The sequence below is a fragment of the Gordonia sp. NPDC058843 genome, from assembly GCF_042743165.1.
Taxonomy (GTDB): Bacteria; Actinomycetota; Actinomycetes; order Mycobacteriales; family Mycobacteriaceae; genus Gordonia.
Window position 1 is genome coordinate 13780 of record NZ_JBHYNC010000042.1, and the last position, 19581, is coordinate 33360.

Here is a 19581-nt window from a genome sequence, read left to right on the forward strand (position 1 = left end):
CCACGGACCACCAACTCAAGGGTTTCGCGGGATCGGTCGGCGGACCCTTCGTGACGCGCCCTCCGCAAGCTCCGGGCGCTCCTCAGGGAGCAGGGCTGGCGCGCCCTCCGCAAGCTCCGGGCGCTCCTCAGGGAGCAGGGCTGGCGCGCCGTCCGCAAGCTCCGGGCGCTCCTCAGGGAGCAGGGCTGGCGCGCCGTCCGCAAGCTCCGGGCGCTCCTCAGGGAGCAGGGGTCCCGGCGATCCAGCGCGCCGCCTATGGCTGACAACCAGCCACGTCATCGACGTCCGACCACCGAGGCGCAAGCGTCGCGCGCGTCCATCACCGATCGAAACACACCTCGCGGATCTCCTCAGCCAAGAACCGCTGGTGCGCAACGCAACCGGAGCACCGTTCAGGTCGCCCTAGAACAACGTATTCGGCCGAACGTAGTTGGCGAGGTCGACGAGCATGAACCGGTGGTCCCGGTTGGTGCGGGTCAGGCGGGCCAGCTGACGCAGGGACCGCTCGGTACCGGTACGGATCCCGTACTCGGTGAACGGGAACCCGAGCAGCGTCGAGGGTTCCTTGTCCTGGGTGGCGTCCTCGGGGTTGTCGTGAATCCACCCGAGCGCGGTACCCAGCACGATCAGCAGCATCCGGGCCTTGCGCGGCTCGGTGTCCGGGATCTGCTCGAGCCGCCGTGCCGCCTCGACGATCTGCTCGCGCGTCACCTGTGTGGTGGGCCGACCGTGGACGAGCGCGATGATCGCGGTGGCACGTGCGGTGTTGAAGTGGCGACTGGTCGCCGGCACCTCGTCGAGTGGTCGGATCGCGGCGCCGATGTCACCGGCTGCCACGGCGAGTCGCGCGAGTCCGAATGCGGCGGTCACGATGCTGTGATCGGTCAGCCACAAGTCGTGATAGTGGTGCTGTGCAACGTCATACAGCTTCCGGATCTTCTCCGCAGACTTCGCCGGACCATCCTCGTCGGCGAGCCAACGCCCGATGAGTTCGGCTGTACCGGCGACGGCGAGCTTGGGCGCGACCTCACCCGGCATCGCACCGAGGACCTCGTCGAAGCGTTCGTAGGCGAGTTCGGGCTCGTCGTTCATCAGTGCGCAGATTCCCATGTACCACTCGACGCGCCACGAATCGCCATGGTGCGCGCGGACTTCCTGGAGGAGTGCGAGTGCGGTGTCGACGTCGTCGAGTTGGAGGTGCGCACGGGCCTCGGCGAGGTCGATCTCCCGAGAGGGGTGGGCGTTCTTGACCGGCCGGCCGCCGAAGAGCGACGCGAAACCCTCGGCCCGGGCGGTGTTGATGGAATCGAGGGTCTGACGCGGGTCCGACAGGGCCGCCGACGTCAGCAGGCTCGCCGCCGGGTCGAGCGGGTTGACCAGCGGCACGGGCAGTGCGTTGGCGATGTCGACGGGATCGTAGAACGCCGCCTGATCGGGGTCGAAGAACCCGTCGACGGGGGCGAGCATGAGGTCGGTGCCGAAGGTGGAGCGCTGCGGGGTGAACACCGTCGACAGTGCGGGTCGCGGCACCCCGGTGTGGACGGCGACCGTCTCGCGCAGCACGTTCAGTACCTGGGTGCTCATCTCCTCGGCGGAGACGAACCGGTCGGCCGGATCCGGTGCGGTGGCGCGCTGCAGCAACCGGTAGTACGACGGATTGTCCTGGAAGACAGGCGTCTTCGATGCCGCGGGCAGGCCGTCGACGTAGCGTCCGTGCTGCATCTCCATCGGCACGGTGAGAACCGCGAGTGTGCGTCCGATGCTGTAGATGTCGGTCGCGATCTGCGGTCCGGTCTTGACGATCTCCGGCGCCTGGAAGCCGGGCGTGCCGTAAAGGTGTCCGTAACCGTTGATCGGGGAGACGGCACCGAGGTCGATCAGCTTCACCTCGTCGCTGCCGACCATGATGTTCTCGGGTTTGACGTCGTTGTAGACCAGGCCGACCGAATGCAGATATCCCACGGCGAGAAGCACTTCGAGGATGTACGCCAGACCCTGCTCCACCGAGAGCAGGGCATTGTCCGGGTTGCCTGCGGTGATCTGCTTGAGCGTCTGGCCGCCGATGTACTCCATGACGATGTAGCCGAAGCGGTCATCGTCGTCGACGTGCTCGACGAAGTTGTAGATCTTGACGATTCCGGGATGGTTGACCGAGGCCAGGAACTGCCGTTCCGCGACCGCGACTCGCTGTGCCTCCGAATCCGAGGAATTGAGCAGGCCTTTGAGGACGACGGGCCGGTCGCTCACGTTCCGGTCGATGGCGAGGTAGATCCACCCGAGTCCACCATGGGCGATGGCGCCGGCGATCTCGTACTGATCGGCGACCAGCGTGCCGGGAGCCAGTCCGGGAACGAACGAGTAACGGGCACCGCAGTTTCCGCAGTCACCGGTCGGGGGGCCGGCACCGTCACCCTCCAGGCGACCGACCGGTTTGCCGCAGCGCCAGCAGAATCGCTTGGTCTCGGCGATCACCGGGTCGTCGATGACCGCGTCCTCGGGCTCGATGTCGGTGATCTTGGGCATCTCGACCAGGCCACTGCCGAGCCTGCGCTCGTGCACCGGAGGCCGACGCCGCGGGACCAGCCGACGGCCGAGTGGACCGGAGTCGGGTTCGGGATGGGGCACGGCCGGACGTGACCGTACGACTCGGTCGGTGCGGTCGTCGGGATCGACCCCGACGGTGAACACCGGTGCGACGGCCTGCGTGCCGACATCGGGATCGGTACGACGACCGGGACGTGGGTCGGTGGTGTCGTCGGAGCCCTCGGTCAGTGCCGCCAGGTCGGCTTTCTGGGTGCCGACCTCGGGGACCTGCGCAGTCGTCTCGGCATCGTCCGCGGTGAGTTCGTCGCCGGCTGGCTCGCCATCCCCGAGAAGTGCGTCGAGCGAGACCCGTTGGGTGCCGAGGTCGTCGTTCCGGTCATCGCCGGGGTCGCCGTGGCGGTCATCGCCGGGGTCGCCGTGGCGAACGTCGTCTGTCTCGTGCTCGTTGCGCGCTGTGCTGTCCATGCGCATCAGTCCCGGTAGTACGGCTGGGGAGCGCCGTACCCGCTGTCGAGGATGGACAACCAGCGATCGCGGATCTCCTGCCAGCGACCCGTCACGCGGATGCGCTCGAGCACCCCGTTGACGAAGCGGACCATGTCGTCCTGCCCCTTCGGGATCCCGACGCCGTAGAACTCCTCCCCGAGGCTGGGGCCGACGACCCGCACCCACGGGTCCTGCGCGGCGAGCCCCGCGAGGATCGCGTCGTCGGAGGTGACCGCGTCGATCTGGCCCTGCTGCATGAGGACCAGGCAATCGGCCCAGGTCGTGGTGCTGACCATGCGTGCCCGGGGCTGGATCGACTGGAGGCGACCGATCGAGGTCGTCCCGCGCGCGGCGCAGACGCGCTTGTCGGCGAGCTGTGTCGGTCCGGTGACATTGGAGTTCCGGAACGACAGGATGCGTTGCGATGCAACATAGTACGGGGCCGAGAAGCTGATGTCGCGCAACCGGTCGCAGGTGATGCTCATCGTCTTGATCACCACATCGACGGTCATGTCCCGCAGGGCGTCGATCCGCTGGGCGGAGCTCAGGACCTGGAATTCGACCCGGCGGTCGTCGCCGAAGATGGCGGCGGCGATCTCGTGCGCGATGTCGACGTCGAAACCCTGGATGTCTCCGGTGATCGGGTCACGGAAGCTGAACAGGTTGGAGCCGATGTCCAGGCCGACGATGAGCCGGCCACGTTCGAGGATTCCGGCCATCGTCGAGTTGGGTGGCATCTCACGCGGGGGAGGCATCTGGGCGGGCGGCCGCAGGGTCAGGGTCGCGTTGCACGCCTCGGAGCTCGGTGGCGGTTCGACGGGGACGTCGATCTGAACGCCGGGCAGCACCGGCGGCCCCGCGGTGGCGGTCGGCGGGGGTGATTCGGGTGCGGGAAAGCGCACGCATCCGGTCGCGACGAGACCGGTGAGCGCAAGCAGGACCACGATGGTCAGCAGGCGGCGAGACGAGGAGATGGTCGTCATCGGTACTCCCGGATCCGGGGGATGAGACCGCCCACGATCGCGACGCCGGCGAAGACGGTGAGCAGCAGGATCCCGGTACCGGTGAACCCGAGGACCCGCTGCGCGGTGTTGATGTCGTCCCGGAAGGAGTCCCGGGCGGTGGTGATCGCATCGATCAGGGCGGTGTCCACGGCGGTGTAGGCGCGCGCGGAACTGTCCGGCCCGTCACCGACGGTGTGCAGGCGTGCGAGACCGAAGTTCCCGGTCTGGATGTAGCGGCGGACGGCGGCGTCGGTGCGCCGCCACTCGGTCAACGCCGCGGTGACGGTGTCCAGCTGTTCGGCGGTGACCGCACTGTCGCCGTCCCGGGTGCCGTCGCGGACGTCGTCGACGATGTTGCCGATCTCGCTGGTCGCGGCGGAGAAGCTGCGTTCGAGACCCCCCTGATCGCCGCGGCGGATCAGCGACAGAGTCTCGGCGGACCGGGCCTGCTGAGTGAGGATGCGCGCCGCGGTCAGCTCGCGAAGCGGGTCGGCGCCCTCGGTGCGGGCGTCGCTGGTCGCGGCCACCGACATCAGCCCGGAGGCGAGCAGCCACAGGGTCCCGATGCTGAGAGCGAAGATGGCGGCGACGATCCCGAGGTTGAACCGCCGCCGGGTCCGTCGTGCGAGGTATCGAGAAGTCAGCACCAGCGCGGCGAGCAGGAACAGCAGCGGCGCGTACACGGTCCAGGGCGGACGGGTCAGCGAGTGTTGCGGGTCGGCGATGGCCATCGACCGCAGTTCGTAGAGGCGTTGCGCGGCGGGGAGGATCTGGTCCTGCATCATCGACGACGCCTGGCCGAGATACGCCGAACCCACCGGGTTGCCGAGCCGGTTGTTGGTCCGCGCGGTCTCGATGAGCCCGCTGTACACCGGGATCGACGTGGAGAGGGTCTCGAGATCGGCGCTGACCGCCTGCTCTGCCCGGTCCGATGCAGTACCGGACCCGGGCTCGCCGGATGTGCCGGTCGCCAGGATCAGCGACGACGACGCCGTTGCGAGTGCGTCCGAGTAGCGCTGGCGTAGGTCGGGAGTCTCGAGTCCGCCGGAGATGAATGCGGCGTTCGCGGAGGCGTCGGCGATCGACAGCGAGCTGTAGAGAACCTGCGCGGCCTCGGCGAGCGGCTCGGTCCGATCGATGAGGCGCTGCAGGGTCTGGGTGCGGTCTTCGAGGACCGTCGAGGCGTACAAACCGGTGCCCAGACACCCGAGCGCGAGGATGCCGCAGATGATGACCAGTTTGCCGGGGGTCGTGACCGCGAAGTGGCGGAGGGTCTGGAAGGGCGACTGGGCACGTTCGCGCGCGGTGGCGACGAGTTCGCGCCGGTCGGCGAGCACCTGTCGGATCGGGGGCGAGGACTGGGCCGGACGGATCGTGCGACCGCCACGCGTCAACGCCGTCCGCACGGAGGACGCGTCGCCGGTCACCTACCTGATCCCTTCTCAAACGCTGGATCGTCTCCGGTGCGGTCGTACGGTCACCGGTCCCCGTTCCGGATTCACGTGACCGGGCGATCAACGCCAGGTGTTGTGTCATCTGGGTCATCGTTCACCGGGTCGTGCGTGTTTCACCCTATGTCATCGGGCCGGGTTCCTCCGGGGTTGACCGTCGCCGCGTCGCCGACCTCGGTTGTTCCGTCGCCTTCGCATACAGGTCCCGCTGCGGCGGATCGCGACCCGGTGGCACGAAGGGCTTTGCCGTGTTCCTGGCAGGTGGCGCGCGTCTCACTTACGGTGGAGGCACCCCGGTCGAGGCGATCGGGATGCGAGGAGGCGTGGTGCGCGGCGACGGCGACGGCTGGGTGATCGATCCCGACGGTTCGAGATATTGGGGTGTCCACGGCGCGGCAGGACTGCTGTTGCGCGCGCCGTTGCCGGAGGGATCGACCGGCGTGCTCCTCCAGCACCGCGCCGCGTGGTCGCATCAGGGCGGCACGTGGGCGCTGCCCGGCGGGGCCCGCGACTCGCACGAGGGCGCCATCGACACCGCGATCCGCGAGGCCGAGGAAGAAGCCGGGATCACCGGCGACGACCTGCGCGTCGTCGCCGCTGTCGTCACCCACGAGGCGCCCGGCGGGTGGACCTACACGACCGTCATCGCCGAGACCGACGCGCCGGTCCGCACGGTCGCCAACTTCGAGTCCACCGAGCTCCGGTGGGTCGATGAGACGCGCGTCGACCAGCTGCCGCTGCACCCCGCGTTCGGGTTGGCCTGGCCCACCCTCCGCGAACGCATCGCGATGCTCGACCCCCAGAGCTGAGGTTGGGTCACACCCCGACGCGATCGGCGTCCAGTAGGCGATTCGCTCCCGCGACCAGTGCCTGGACGTTCGCCTCGTCGCTGCTCGAACCCTCGCCGACGGCCCAGGTCTGCCGGCCGTCGTTCTCGCACAGCAGGAACGTCGTGACCACGTCGTCGACCACCCGCTGGTGGAGACGGACGATCTGAACCGGGGCGCCGATGTCGTGCAGGATCGAGGTCATCGCACCGACCGGACCGGCGGCAACTGCGCTGCAGGACATGATCCGGTCGGCGATCGCGAGCGTCGCGCGACACTCGACGAGGTCGCCCGAGCACGATGCGACAGACCATGATCCGAGCCGGATGGTGCCGCCCCGGGAGTACTCGTCGGTGAATTCCTGCCAGGTCATCCCGATGGCCTCCTCGTGCATTCCAGGTGGTAGCCGACGCCCGTACCGCGCGACGAACGGATCGTCACCGCGACGGTCGTCGCTTTCCTGCCACGAACAGGATCGGGGGGACAGATGAAGAGGGTGCATCTCGATAGCCGATTTCGGTCGAAGAATGGGTGACCGACTGGAGAGCGCAACCGACCCGCAACGGGGGGTCGGTCAGATTCAGACCCCGCTGCGGCGGGTTACGAGAACGCTCGTGATGCACAACATGATCGGTCCACCATAGACCCGCGGAACCGACCGGGCAAACATGTTCGTGCAGTGGGAAGGGGGCCGCTACAGCATCCCGGCGAGTTCCCGCGCCGCGACAGTCGGATCGGCCGCGGCGGTGATGGCTCGGACGACGACGATGCGCCGGGCCCCGAGCGCGGTGACCTCGCCGACGCGGCCGGCGTCGATCCCGCCGATGGCGAACCACGGTTTCGTCGATTGCGTTGGCCCCGAGAGTATTTCCGCAGTTGAGGACACGAGGTCGAGGCCGGCGGGGGCGCGGCCGGGTTTGGTCGGCGTGGTCCAGCACGGGCCGACACAGAAGTAGTCGACGTCGTTGTCGGAGATCGCGGTTGCCGCCTGTTCGGGGTCGTGAGTCGAGGCGCCGATGATCACGTCCGGACCGACGATCCGGCGGGCTGCCGACGGCGAGAGGTCTCCCTGCCCGACGTGCAGGACGTCGGCACCGGAGAGCGCCGCGATGTCGGCGCGGTCGTTGACCGCGAGCAGGGCTCCGTGCGCGTCGGCGACCTTCCGCAATCCTGCGAGCAGCGCGAGTTCTTCTCGTGCCTCCAGCGTCCCGAACTCCCGTTCCCCCGGCGAGTTCTTGTCGCGGAGCTGCACGATGTCCACGCCGCCCGCCAGTGCGGCGTCGACGAACTCGAGGAGGTCGCCGCGCTCGCGCCGGGCATCGGTGCACAGGTAGAGGCGGGCCGAGGCGAGCCGACGACGACGGTCCGTCGCGTGGCCGGGATCAGCGGGCGCGGAACTGGTGGGGTTCGGGGTCGTCACGCCGACCAGGCTAACCGGCCGTCCGATGCCCGGGCGTAGGGTGGATCGCACGAACACACGGGAGTCCGGACAGGCCGGGCTGAGAGTGCGGACCGATCCGCTGACCGTCGAACCTGATCCGGGTCATTCCGGCGAAGGAAGGTGATTCCAGCGTGAATTCCCCCCGGCACGACCCTGCTCACCGCACCCTGACGGTGGTAGGCGGCGGCGTCATCGGACTGACCTGCGCACTCACCGCGGCCGACGCCGGATGGCGGGTCCGGGTACTCGACGCCGGAACCGACGAGCGCGCCTCATGGGTCGCGGGCGGCATGCTCGGTTCGCTCGGCGAGGGAATTCCGGGTGAGGAGGCGTCGCTCGCCCTGTCGGTCGAGTCGGTGCGGCTCTGGCCGGCGCTCGCGAAGCGGCTCGACGACCCACGCGTCGTCACCGCCACCGACTCGCTCTTCGTCGCGGCCTCGGCCACCGACCTCGAGTACCTGCGGCATCTGGCCGATTTCGTCTGGGCCGGCGGGCCGCGCTCGGAGTCGGCGTTGCAACCGATCACCGGCCGCGACATCCGGACGCTGGAACCGTCGCTGAGTTCTCGACTCGTCGGTGGCTATCGCGCGATCGGGGAATGGTCCGTCGACAACCGGCGGTTGCTCGAGGCACTCCGAGCCACGGTCGCGACCGCAGGTGTGGAGGTGATCTCCGCGCGCGTCGTCTCTCTGACCGACCTCGACGACCCGGGTCCCGACTCGCAGATCCTGCTCGCCGCCGGGCTCGGGACGACGGCCTTGTGGCCGGGCGTCGAGCTGCATCCGGCGAAGGGTGAGATCCTCCGCCTGAGCCGCACGCGCTGGTCGGTACCGCCACCCGGCCACGTCGTCCGGGCACGCCTGCACGGGCGGGCCGTGTACCTGGTCCCACGTGCGGACGGGGTCGTCGTCGGCGCCACCCAGTACGAGGCCGAGGGGATGACCGACCGGACGCCGCAGGCCGGTGGGGTCGCCGATCTGCTCGCCGATGCGATCGAGGTCCTGCCCGGGTTGCGGACCTATGAACTGACCGAAGCCGCGGCGGGTCTGCGGCCGTGCACTGCCGACGGGCTGCCGATCGTCACCCGCGTGGATGCCCGCACGGTCGTGGCAACCGGGCACGGACGCAACGGGATCGTCCTCGCCCCGGGTACCGCCGAGCGGGTGCTGTCGATCCTGGAAGGAGTCGAGGAATGAGTATCACCGCGAATATCACCGTCAACGGCAAGAGTGTGGATGTCGATGCCGACGCCTCGGTGCGCGATGTGGTCGCCGGGCTCGGGTTGCCGGACCGGGGGATCGCGGTCGCGGTGGACGGCGCGGTTGTCCCACGCGGCCGCTGGGACCGCCACACCATGACCGACGGCGCCGTCGTCGAGATCGTCACGGCGGTGCAGGGTGGCTGACCGCACCGAGACGCCCCCGGCACCGGCGCTTCCCGACGAGGCGGTTCCGGACGCCGACCCGTTGCGTATCGCCGGCCGCGACTTCTCGTCGCGGCTGATCACCGGCACCGGCGGAGCGTCGAACCTCGCGACCCTGGAACGCGCACTGGTCGCCTCGGGTACCGAACTCACCACCGTGGCGGTCCGCCGCGTCGACGCCGCCTCGGGCACCGGGGTCTTCGATCTCCTGCGCCGGCTCGGTATCGCCGTGCTGCCGAACACGGCGAGCTGCCACACCACCGCCGAGGCGGTCCTGACCGCCCAACTGGCGCGCGAGGCGTTCGAGACCGACTGGGTGAAGCTCGAGGTGGTCGCCGACGAACGCACCCTGATGCCCGATGCGATCGAGCTCGTCGATGCCGCGGCCGCCCTGGTCGCGGACGGGTTCGTGGTACTGGCCTACACCAACGACGACCCCGTCCTGGCCGCACGACTCGCCGACCTCGGTGTGGCCGCGGTGATGCCCCTCGGATCGCCGATCGGGACGGGACTCGGAATCCTCAACCCGCACAACATCGAGATGATCGTGGACGACTGTCGCACCCGGTTCGACGACCCGCTGCCGGTCATCCTCGACGCCGGTATCGGTACCGCGAGTGACGCGGCACTCGCCATGGAACTCGGTTGCGACGGAGTGCTTCTGGCCACCGCGGTGACCCGGGCGGAGAATCCCGAACTGATGGCGACGGCGATGCGGCACGCGGTGATCGGGGGCCGGTGCGCCGCGCGAGCGGGTCGAATCCCCAAGCGCTTCTGGGCCCACGCGTCCTCGCCTGCCCGCGAACAGGGCTGACGACCGGCCGCGACAGGCCGTCGGTGATGACAGACCGCCGGCCGGGGTTCGACGGCTAAGGTCGAGGCGTGTTGCGGGTAGCGAATCTGACGAAGGACTTCGGCGGTCAACGCGCCGTCGACGACCTCACCTTCGAAGTCGGGCCGGGACGGGTCACCGGTTTCCTGGGGCCCAACGGGGCGGGCAAGTCGACGACCATGCGGATGATGCTCGGACTCGATCGCCCGACCTCGGGCACGGCGACGATCAACGGTCAGCGCTATCGGGACCTCGACCATCCGCTGCGCCAGGTCGGTGCCCTGCTCGACGCCCGGTGGGTGCACCCCAACCGCAGTGCGCGCTCGCATCTGCGGTGGCTGGCGGCGAGCAACCAGATCCCGGTCGCCCGCGTCGACGAGGTGCTCGAGACGGTCGGGCTCACCTCGGTGGCCAAGAAGCGAGCCGGTGGTTTCTCGCTCGGGATGTCGCAGCGGCTCGGATTGGCGGGTGCCCTGATCGGCGATCCGCACACGCTGCTGTTCGACGAGCCGGTCAACGGTCTCGACCCGGAGGGCATCGTGTGGATCCGCGGATTCATGCGGAAACTCGCGGCAGAGGGCCGCACGGTGCTGGTGTCGAGTCATCTGCTCACCGAGATGTCGCTCACGGCAGACCATCTCGTCGTGATCGGGCGGGGTCGGCTGATCGCCGACTGCTCGGTCGGCGAGTTCACCGGGAGGGCCCGGCAATCGGTGCGGGTCCGCGGTCCGCAGCTGGAACGACTGCACTCGGCGCTCGCGGACGCGGGTCTGAATCCCGCCCCCGGCGACCCGGACGCCCACGGGCGTCCGGTGATGCGTGTGCCCGACACCACCACCGATCATGTCGGCGATCTCGCCGCCGCCGCGGGCATCACACTGCACGAACTGTCGGCCGAGTCGGCGTCGCTGGAAGAGGTGTTCATGTCGATGACGGCTCATGCCGTCGACTACACCGCCGCCGACCACACCGCCGGAAGCAAACAGGGAGGAGGGAACCGGTGATCGCCGCGATCAACGCCGAACGGATCAAACTCGCCAGCACCCGTTCGCCGTACTGGTGTCTCGGCGTCGTCGTCGTGCTGGGGCTGGGCATCGCGGTGCTGCTCGGCGCCGTCGCCGGGACCTCGTACGGCAGTCCCGGCGAGGCCGACACCCTCACCGACGACTTCCTCATCGGCGTCGACCAGTTCGGCGTCGCGGTCCTTGCGATCATGGCGATTCTCGGTGTCACCACGGAGTATCGCTTCGGCACGATCCGCCCGACCTTCGCCGCGATACCCCGTCGGCCACAGGTCCTCCTCGCCAAAGCGGTCGTGTTCGGCGGACTCTCCTTCGCGGTGGTGGCGATCCTGTGCGTCGTCGCGGTGGTGGTGGCGCAGGTGCTCTCGGGCGTCGGGGTCTCACTGACCGGACCCGACACCGTCCGGCATCTGTGGGGCACGCCGGTTTTCGCGATGCTGTGCGCCCTGATCGGTCTCGCAGTCGGTGCGCTGGTACGGCATTCGGCGGGTGCGGTGGCGATCATGCTCGTCTGGATGCTGGCCCTCGAGCGCATCGTCTCGGTGCTCCCGCGCGTGGGGGAGCACATCGTGTCGTTCCTGCCCTTCCTCAACGGCTGGAACTTCCTCGCCGGCGGCAGCGACACCTTCCACTGGAACGCTTATGGTTCGCTGCTCTACTTCGCGGCGTTCACCATGGTGCTGCTGGCGACGGCGGTGGTGGTCACCAACGCCCGGGATGCGTGATTCGCGTATTTCGGGCCGCTGATGTCAAATCCGGGATTCGCTGACTGCCGATCGGGGCCATCCGGTCGGACCACATTGCTGCTTCGGCGCGGCCCATTGTAGGGTCCGGCGGACTAAAATTCGCGGTTATGTCCACGAATTGGCCGCTTGTCGAGCGCGATCTGGAGTTCCGCACGATCCAGGCGGCGCTCAGGGGTGAGACGACCGGCTGCGGCGTGGTTCTGACGGGCGACTCCGGGGTCGGCAAGACGACCCTCGCGCGGCACGTCACCGCCGAACTGCCGACGGGGGTGCGCTGGGTTGCGGGAACCGAGTCCGCGCGGTCGATCCCGCTCGGTGTGTTCGCGCACCTCGTCGGCCCGGCGACGTCGAGCGATCCCGTCACCTACCTTGCGGCAGCGCGAGAATCGCTGCTCGCCGACGGCGACGTCGTCATCGGTGTCGACGACGCCCACCTCCTCGACGAACTCTCGGCGACACTGCTGCATCAGCTCGCGATCGACCGCGCGGTGCACATCGTGGCGACGGTCCGCAGCGGCGAGACCGTGCCCGACGCCGTGACCTCGCTGTGGAAGGACAACCACCTCACGCGGATCACATTGTCCCCGTTCACCAAAGAGCAGAGCGTGGAGCTCATCGAATCGGTGCTCGGCGGTCAGCTCGAGGAGCACTCGGCGAATCTCATGTGGGAGGCCTCCGGTGGGAACGCGCTGTTCCTGCGGCACCTCGTCGACGGGGCGCGGCAAGCGAACACGCTGCGCCAGGTCAACGGTGTCTGGCAGTTGCGCGGACGTGCCGCCATCACCTCCGAACTCGCGTCGTTGCTGGAGGGACGGATCGAGCAACTCGACGGTCCGGTCCTGGGCGCCCTCAAGTATCTGAGTCTCTGTGAACCGCTCGACATCGACATCCTCGCCGAGCTGGCGGGTGAAGAGGCCGTCGAAGAAGCCGAGATCGCCGGGCTGGTGCGCATCACCCGAGACGGACGGCGTCTCGACGTCGCCTTTCACCATCCGCTCTTCGGCGAGGTGATCCGCCGCCGGCTCGGTCTCGCGTCGTCGCGACGGCTGCGCGGCCGGCTCGTCGAGGCCCTGCGGTCACGGCCGACGAACACGCCCGCCGAACGGATCCGTCTCGCCGATCTCGCCATCGAGAGTGATGTGGAGATCGACCTGTCGCTGGTGCGGACCGCCGCCCGCGACGCGTTGAATCTCGCGCAGACACCGCTCGGCGAACGATTCGCGCGCGCCGCGCTCGACGAGGGTGGGGGTCTCGAGGAAGCCGAGCTGCTGGCCCGGGCGGTGATGTGGCAGGGGCATCCCGACGAGGCGCGGGACATCTTGGCGCGCTTCTCGCCCGACGACCTCGACGAGGGCCGACTCGTGTTGTGGGGCAACTCGATCATCGGCAACACCTTCTGGGCCCTCGGTGACGCCGACCGGGCCGACGAGATCCTGCAACTGCTGACCGGGCGCGTCACCCACCCCGCGCTCGTACCCATCGTCACCGGGATCGCCTCGGCCTGTGCGCTCTTCGAGAATCGGATCGACGAGGCGATTGCATTGTCCGACAACGTGTTGGCCGAGTCCAAGGTGTTGCCGTGGGCGGTGGAGTGGGCGGTGTTCGGCGGCAGTCTCGCCCGTGCGGTGGCCGGTCGCGGCGCGGAGGTCCGGGCGCTGGCCGAACACTCGCGTGAGGTCGAGGTCGACGGGTTGCTCAGGTTCCCCACCGGCTTCGGCGAGACGCTCGCACTGACCCTGACCGGTCGTCTCGACGACGCGGATGCCGCCGCGGGACGCTTCGTGTCCGCGGCTCAGACCGCGCAGTACCTGGGTTGGGCGATGTCCGGAATCCTGGTCGCCTCGGTCGAACTCGCGCGTGGTTCGTGTGCCGCGGTCACCCGTCGGATGGAGCAGACGCTCGCGATCCTCGACAGCGGACGGTTCTCCGAGTCCTGGAACTTCCCGGCGCACATCTTCCTGGTGCAGGCGCTGAGCGCGCTGGGCCAGTCCGACCGGGCCGCCGCCGCGCTCGACAAGGCTCGGGAGAAGTCCGGCAAGCACGTGGCCGTCTTCGGGCCGATGCTGGACATCGCGGCGGCCTGGCAGGCGGCCGCGGCCGGAACCGTCACGCCGGCCGTCGAACTCGCTCATTCCGCCGCCGCGTCCGCGCGCACCGCGGGTCAGTTCGCGGTGGAGGCAGAGGCGCTGCACACCGCCGCGCGGTTCGGGGACGGCGGTGTGGCGGATCGCCTCGCCGAACTGGCGGAGCGCGTCGACGGTCCGCTGTCGGATCTGTATGCACGCCACGCCGCTGCGCTCCGCGACGGTGACGCCGTCGAACTCGATCTGTGCTCTGCGGAGTTCGAGGACTCCGGGGTGTGCCTGTCCGCCGCGGACGCGGCCGCGCAGGCCAGTGTGCTGCACGACGCCGCGGACAAGCGGTCGGCGACCGTGGCATCGGCCGCGGTCGCGAATCGACTTGCGTCCCAATGCGGTGGCCTGCGGACGCCCGCGCTGATCTCGGCCGCGCAGCCGTTGCCGCTGACGTCGCGTGAGCGGGAGATCGCCAACCTCGCGGCGGCGGGTCTGTCCAACAAGGACATCGCACAGCGGCTCACCGTCTCGGTGCGCACCGTCGAGGGCCACCTGTTCCGCGCGTACACCAAGCTCGATGTGGGTGACCGTGCCGAACTGGCCTCGCTGTTGCTCAAAGACATTCGGCCACAGCCGGGTTCGCTCTGATCCTGGCCGGCCGTCAGCTCAGCCATCTGAACGGTCGAGAGCGGAGATCACCTCGTCGTCGTCCACCTGGGTGAAGTCCTCGTAAGAGAGGCCGACGGCGCGAAACGGTGTCGGCATCACGAGGACGACGACGTCGTCGACGCCGCGATCCCGAAGTCGGTCAACCGAATCCGACGGTGCTGTGGGGACGGCCACCATTACCCATGCTGCGCCGTCGGCCCGGACGGAGTCGACGGCCACCGCCATGCTCGAACCGGTGGCCAGGCCGTCGTCGACGAGAACGACCCTGCGGCCGGAGAGCTCGGCTTCGGGACGATCGCCGCGATATCGGCGTTCGCGATCTCGCAGCGTGCGCCGCTCCCGGTCGGCGACCTCCTCGAACCCGGCGCGGGACACCCCGAGTCGCCGGGGCATGTCGTCGTTGACCACCAGATGACGGGCGGTGAGTGCGCCCATGGCGAACTCCTCGTGGCCCGGCGCCCCGATCTTGCGGACCACCAGGACGTCGAGTCCGCACGTGCCGGCGGTCGTCGCGATCGCGTCGGCGACCTCACGCGCGACGGGAACCCCTCCGCGAGCGAGACCCAGGACAACGGGTGCTGACACGCCGGACGCGGGCGACGGAGTGGTGTTCAGGACCGCCGCGACCCGCGCACCCAGCAGGCGACCCGCCTCGCGGCGATCGGCAAAGGTGCGCGGGCGCATGAGTCGGCCTCAGATCCGCACGGCGGGACCGACCTTCAGTGCGAAGCTCGGCACGTCGGCGAGTCCGACGGTGGCCTCGTATGTGCGGTCGTAGCCGGTGCTGCTGATGCGCCAACCGTCCGCGGTTCGCCGGTAGGTGTCGTCGTAGAAAGCCGCGCCGATGAGCATGAACGAGAACTCGGCGACGATGACCCGGTCCTGTAGGTACCAGCGTCCGTGCGCGGTGTCCCCGTCGATCTCGATCTCCGGATGCGCGACGCGGTGTTCGGTGATCACCGCGGGACCGACGTTCGTCTGCATGTATCCGACCAGTTCGTCTCGATCGGAGAAGACCAGTCCCTCACCGTAATTGCCGGTGACGTCGTCGGTGAGAGTCGAGGCGAACGTCGTCCAGTCCTTGGTGTCGAGCGACCTCAGGTATCGGTACTTGAGGCTCTCGATCGCGCGCAGGTCCTCGAACGGGGCGTCGGGCGCGCTCACTTCGTCCTCGTCCCGGGCAGGATTCCCGCGTCGATGACGGCCTTCACGACAGGCCTCGTTCGGGTCAACAGGTCTTCGGTGCCGGTCCAGATGGATTCTCCCGCAGCATCGGTCGTGGCCTCGATGTCGTCGTAGGTCGCCGCTCCGGACGCGGTGAGGCGGTGCGCGTCGTCTGTACGTTCGGCCAGTCCGGCGTCGACGAGACGATCCACACTGTCCTGCCAGTCCTGTTCGGACCAGCCGCGGGTCATCAGCACGATGCGCTTGCCCAGGGTGCGTCGGCGGACGGTGGGGTCGGGCAGTTGTGCCTCGTGGAACACGGCCGCGTCGAATCCGTTCAGGCCGTGGAGCGCCAGTGCGGCGATGTGGTTGTCGCCGCGCCATTCCCGGAGGATGGCGACGGCGTGCCACAGACGTAGTCGTGCGGTGTCCGGCCTCGGTGCGGTCGACCAGGCGGCGGCCAGCGGGCGTCCGCCGAATGGTAGGCCGGCAGCGAGATCGTAGTAAGCAGAAGCGAGTTCGTCGAGGGTCGCGTCGTCGATGGCGTCGCCGAGAATCTCTCGCAACGAGTCGTCGAGCATCTGGTTGCGTCGTTCGTGGACCCGGTCGAGTCCGGCTTCGACGGCAGCCGCCCAACTCTTGGCGATGAGTTCGGAGTTGAAGTTGTAGAAGGCCGACGCGATGACCGAAGCCGCACAGGGACCGAACGGCGCACCGCGCGCACCGACGTAGAACGCGTATGGATCGAGCCCGGTGTCTTCCTGCGCGCCTTTCAGTCCCGGGTTGAAGTAGGCGAGGATGTGGAAGGGTTCGAGGGTCTCGTAGGCGAGCCGGGCCGCGGAGCCCGTGCTGGTCGATGTCATCAACCCACCCTCTCCATCCGCGGGGCAGGTGTCAACCACCTGCGGAGCACGCCGGCGGGCTCAGTTGCGTCGGGAGTCGCGGCTGTCGAAGAAGGTGTCGTCGTCGACCGTCCAGATGTCCGGATCGTGCGGCGCATCGTTCGTCGAGGGGCCGCCGGCGACCGTGTCATCGGGCCCGCGGGCGTCGGCCGCTGAGTCTGCGGACAAGGAGTCTGCGGACAAGGAGTCTACGGACGAGGAGTCGCCGGACCCGGGCTCCTCGCGGCCACGGCGCCACCCGCCCTTCATCGGCGGTGCCTCACCCAGGTGGTCCGGGTCGACCGAGCCGTACCAGGCGACCAGTACCGCACCGATCACCGCTCCGACGAAGCCGAGGATCGCCAGCCAGCCGAGTCCGGGTTTGGCCGTGTCCTCGAGGAACACGACTCCCACGAGGCTCGGACCAGCGGTCTCGCCGACCACGAGCACGGCCGTCACCCCGTTCACCGCGCCGAGCTGTAGCGCAACGGTCTGGACGTAGAAGCCGACGGCGCCGGCCGCGGCGATGGTCCAGGCGGCCGGGTCGGTCAGCAGGGCCACGGGATCGAACGGCTGGACCCCGTCGAGGATGCGGACGGCGATGGCGATGATCCCGAACAGCAGGCCCGCCGACGCCCCGCCCACGATGGCACCCGCCGGGCCGAGGTTGTAGACCCCCACCAGGGCGAGGGCGCACAGGGCGAGGGTCGCGATGAACAGGCCCCAGTGGAAGCCGACCTCTTCGCCCCCGCCGGTGTGGTGGGACGACGACACCCCGAGCAGGCAGAGCGACATCACGACGAGCCAGATGGCGACCCACTCGCGGGTGTGCAGGGCGATGTTCAGGATGATCGTGCCGAGCAGCGCGGTGATGACGAGGTTGGCCGACACGATGGTCTGGGACAGGAACAGGGGCAGGAATCGGGCGGCGAGCGCACCACCGGCGAACCCGACGACGACCAGCGTGGTGCCGAGGATGAATGCGGGATCGACCAGGGTCGACATGGTCGACGAGAGGGTCGGCGCGCCGTTCTCGGTGGTGATGCCCTCACCCTCGTCCGCCGCGGCCTCCGCCACGCGGCGAGCGCCGAGCGCTCGCAGGACCGTCGACATCCCGTAGGCGACGGCGGCGAGGCACGCGGCGATCACGCCGATCACGAACAGCTGCATGCCTCCTCCAACTCGGTCCGGATGAGCCCTGAAAGGCTCGGACCGCCGACCACCCCGACTGCGTACTCATACGCCTGCTCACACGGTCGATCTCGACGACAGCGACCGATCGTGGCGAAACTAACAGGACGAACCGACAGGACGGTATCGAATATTCCCGACCTGTCCGGTTTTTTCCGAGGCCCGGGCATCGGGCGCCGAGCGGCGTGCACCGTCGGCACTAGACTCGCTCGGGTGAACAGCGACGGACGAGCCCATGTACTGATCACATTCGGCAGATCGTTCCTGACCCTGGAACTCGCGCGGCTCATGGCCGCGGCCGGTCACCGGGTGAGCATCGTCGATTCCATTCCGGTGGGGATCGGCCGATTCTCCAACGCGGTGAGCGACTTTCATCGTGTCCCGCCGCCGAAGTTCGAACCCCTCGCGTACTGCCATGCGCTCGCTCGAATCGTGACCGACAACGACATCGACCTGGTCATCCCGGTGCACGAGGAGACCGACATCATCGCGATGCTCGCGGAGGTGTTCCCGCCCGGGTGCCGCTTGTTCCTCTCCGATTTCACCACCGAGAACCGACTGCACAACAAGTACGACTTCCAGGAACTGCTCGTCGAACTCGGCATCCCGACGCGCAAGTTCGCGCGCGTGACCGGGCCCGAGGACGTCGGATCGCTCGACTTCACCCAGCCCTTCGCACTCAAACGCTGTTACTCGCGGGGCTCGCAGAAGGTCCACAAGGTGACGCCCGGAGACCCGCTCGCGTGGCTCGAGCACGACGAGCAGAACCCGTGGATCGCGCAGGAATGGGCGTCGGGGACCAACTACTGCACCTATTCGGTCTGCCACGAAGGTCGTGTGTACGCCCACGCGACCTATCCCGTGGACTACGCCATCGACGGCAGCTCGTGCCTCAATTTCCGGTCGGTGAACCACCCGCAGATAGCCGACTGGGTCAGCGACTTCGTGCGCCGGGTGAACTTCACCGGTCAGATCGGCTTCGACTTCATCGAGGACCGGACCGCGTCCGGCGAGGCCGCCGATCTGTTCTGCATCGAATGCAACCCGCGTGCCACGAGCGGCATCATGATGTTCACGCCCGACGACGGAGTCGATCGTGCGTTCCTCGGGACGTGGGACCCCGACGACGGGCCGATCACCCCCGGTTCGGGCGTCGACAAGATGATCGGGCTGGGCATGCTGCTCTACGGGTGGCGGTCCTCGTCCCGCAAGAACCGGACGTTGCGCGACTTCGTCCGCGATTTCCGTGGCGCGACCGACGTGGTGAGTTGTCCCGGCGACCAGAAACCCGCGCTGATGCTGCCGTTCGCCTATGCCGGGATCCTGCGCAGCTGCTTCAAGTACCGGGTCGGACTCGCCGAGGGCTTCATGCACGACCACGAGTGGGACGGGCTGCGCATCAGCCTGTAGCGGGAGACGGCCGGGAAGTCGAAACGCGCGACGGTCCGGGGCGTAGACTTCGTGCACACCATCACCTGCGTGTCGACCCCATCCGCAGGGCTGTCCGGGGGGACTCGAGCTCGAGGAGAGCTGTCATGAACAAGTCGAAGATGATGCGTCGCGCCTCTGTCGGAGTCGCCGCCGCGGGCGCTGCCTGCGCCCTGGGCCTGGCGACCGCGCCGGCTGCGTCCGCTGCGCCGGCACAGGTACAGCCTGTCCAGGCGACCGGCTCGGTGTCGATCTGCTTCGGCATCCCCATCGGTCCGGTGACCATCAGCGTCTGTCTCTGATCTGATCCTGCTGAGATCGCGTTGCGTTCTGTCCCGCTGTGCGGGACAACCAGCGACGTGATCGCGTGACCGATTTGTGCCCGGACCGGCGAGAT

Annotated in this window: 18 protein-coding genes and 1 riboswitch; of the genes, 9 read left to right on the forward strand and 9 right to left on the reverse strand. The window is 68.7% G+C overall.

Translation table 11 applies throughout. From position 1 onward, the window contains the following. Nucleotides 1–402 precede the first annotated feature (402 nt). Genes ACFW3F_RS20875 through ACFW3F_RS20885 form a run of 3 tightly spaced genes read right to left on the reverse strand, consistent with a single transcriptional unit; the run spans nt 403 to nt 5461 of the window. Nucleotides 403–3009 (reverse strand): tetratricopeptide repeat protein, encoded by a 2607-nt coding sequence (locus ACFW3F_RS20875; protein ID WP_388060801.1) that lies wholly within the window; start codon nt 3007–3009, stop codon nt 403–405. A 5-nt stretch (nt 3010–3014) separates the two neighbouring features. Then, nucleotides 3015–4013, reverse strand: a complete 999-nt coding sequence (locus ACFW3F_RS20880; RefSeq protein ID WP_388060803.1) for a glutamate ABC transporter substrate-binding protein — start codon at nt 4011–4013, stop codon at nt 3015–3017. After that, nucleotides 4010–5461 carry a hypothetical protein gene (locus ACFW3F_RS20885; RefSeq protein ID WP_388060805.1) on the reverse strand — a complete coding sequence of 484 codons (1452 nt, stop codon included), beginning with the start codon at nt 5459–5461 and terminating at the stop codon, nt 4010–4012. The genes ACFW3F_RS20880 and ACFW3F_RS20885 overlap by 4 nt, the downstream gene beginning before the upstream one ends. A 350-nt stretch (nt 5462–5811) precedes the next feature. Here ACFW3F_RS20885 and ACFW3F_RS20890 point away from each other — a divergent pair, with 350 nt between their 5' ends. Continuing rightward, the gene (locus ACFW3F_RS20890) at nt 5812–6294 is read left to right on the forward strand and encodes an NUDIX domain-containing protein (RefSeq protein WP_388060806.1); all 483 of its coding nucleotides are present in this window, start codon (nt 5812–5814) and stop codon (nt 6292–6294) included. Between the two features lie 7 nt (nt 6295–6301). Here ACFW3F_RS20890 and ACFW3F_RS20895 read toward each other — a convergent pair whose 3' ends face one another. Further along, complete coding sequence (locus ACFW3F_RS20895; protein WP_388060808.1) at nt 6302–6685, reverse strand: hypothetical protein; 384 nt, start codon at nt 6683–6685, stop codon at nt 6302–6304. A gap of 321 nt (nt 6686–7006) precedes the next feature. Beyond that, nucleotides 7007–7732, reverse strand: coding sequence for a thiamine phosphate synthase (gene thiE / locus ACFW3F_RS20900; RefSeq protein ID WP_388060810.1), 726 nt, complete (start codon nt 7730–7732; stop codon nt 7007–7009). A 47-nt stretch (nt 7733–7779) separates the two neighbouring features. Beyond that, nucleotides 7780–7890: riboswitch (TPP riboswitch) on the forward strand. Here thiE and thiO point away from each other — a divergent pair. From thiO to ACFW3F_RS20930, 6 genes are all read left to right on the forward strand, one after another. Next, a complete protein-coding gene (gene thiO / locus ACFW3F_RS20905) occupies nt 7885–8949 on the forward strand; it encodes a glycine oxidase ThiO (RefSeq protein ID WP_388060812.1) in 1065 nt (354 codons plus the stop codon). Its footprint overlaps the riboswitch before it by 6 nt. After that, nucleotides 8946–9158, forward strand: coding sequence for a sulfur carrier protein ThiS (gene thiS / locus ACFW3F_RS20910; RefSeq protein WP_388060814.1), 213 nt, complete (start codon nt 8946–8948; stop codon nt 9156–9158). The genes thiO and thiS overlap by 4 nt, the downstream gene beginning before the upstream one ends. Nucleotides 9159–9219: 61 nt before the next feature. Then, entirely contained in the window at nt 9220–9990 is a 771-nt protein-coding gene (locus ACFW3F_RS20915) for a thiazole synthase (RefSeq protein WP_388060848.1), read from the forward strand. A 68-nt stretch (nt 9991–10058) separates the two neighbouring features. Then, a complete protein-coding gene (locus ACFW3F_RS20920; RefSeq protein ID WP_388060816.1) occupies nt 10059–11012 on the forward strand; it encodes an ABC transporter ATP-binding protein in 954 nt (317 codons plus the stop codon). Continuing rightward, complete coding sequence (locus tag ACFW3F_RS20925; RefSeq protein WP_388060818.1) at nt 11009–11755, forward strand: ABC transporter permease; 747 nt, start codon at nt 11009–11011, stop codon at nt 11753–11755. The genes ACFW3F_RS20920 and ACFW3F_RS20925 overlap by 4 nt, the downstream gene beginning before the upstream one ends. 128 nt (nt 11756–11883) lie before the next feature. Next, nucleotides 11884–14499, forward strand: coding sequence for a LuxR C-terminal-related transcriptional regulator (locus tag ACFW3F_RS20930; RefSeq protein WP_388060820.1), 2616 nt, complete (start codon nt 11884–11886; stop codon nt 14497–14499). Between the two features lie 18 nt (nt 14500–14517). Here ACFW3F_RS20930 and ACFW3F_RS20935 read toward each other — a convergent pair whose 3' ends face one another. From ACFW3F_RS20935 to ACFW3F_RS20950, 4 genes are read right to left on the reverse strand one after another with little or no spacing between them, the layout of a single operon-like run. After that, nucleotides 14518–15204, reverse strand: coding sequence for a phosphoribosyltransferase (locus tag ACFW3F_RS20935; protein WP_388060822.1), 687 nt, complete (start codon nt 15202–15204; stop codon nt 14518–14520). Nucleotides 15205–15213: 9 nt separating this feature from the next. Then, the gene (locus ACFW3F_RS20940) at nt 15214–15684 is read right to left on the reverse strand and encodes a nuclear transport factor 2 family protein (protein WP_388060824.1); all 471 of its coding nucleotides are present in this window, start codon (nt 15682–15684) and stop codon (nt 15214–15216) included. After that, nucleotides 15681–16547: a hypothetical protein gene (locus tag ACFW3F_RS20945; protein WP_388060826.1), complete on the reverse strand. Its 867-nt coding sequence runs from the start codon at nt 16545–16547 to the stop codon at nt 15681–15683. The genes ACFW3F_RS20940 and ACFW3F_RS20945 overlap by 4 nt, the downstream gene beginning before the upstream one ends. A gap of 60 nt (nt 16548–16607) precedes the next feature. Next, nucleotides 16608–17735, reverse strand: coding sequence for an EamA/RhaT family transporter (locus ACFW3F_RS20950; protein WP_388060828.1), 1128 nt, complete (start codon nt 17733–17735; stop codon nt 16608–16610). 234 nt (nt 17736–17969) lie between these two features. Here ACFW3F_RS20950 and ACFW3F_RS20955 point away from each other — a divergent pair, with 234 nt between their 5' ends. Together ACFW3F_RS20955 and ACFW3F_RS20960 are read left to right on the forward strand one after the other, a co-directional pair. Continuing rightward, on the forward strand, nt 17970–19166 hold the full coding sequence (locus ACFW3F_RS20955; RefSeq protein ID WP_388060830.1) for a carboxylate--amine ligase: 1197 nt from the start codon (nt 17970–17972) through the stop codon (nt 19164–19166). Nucleotides 19167–19291: 125 nt separating this feature from the next. Further along, a complete protein-coding gene (locus ACFW3F_RS20960) occupies nt 19292–19486 on the forward strand; it encodes a hypothetical protein (RefSeq protein ID WP_388060832.1) in 195 nt (64 codons plus the stop codon). Nucleotides 19487–19581 lie beyond the last annotated feature (95 nt).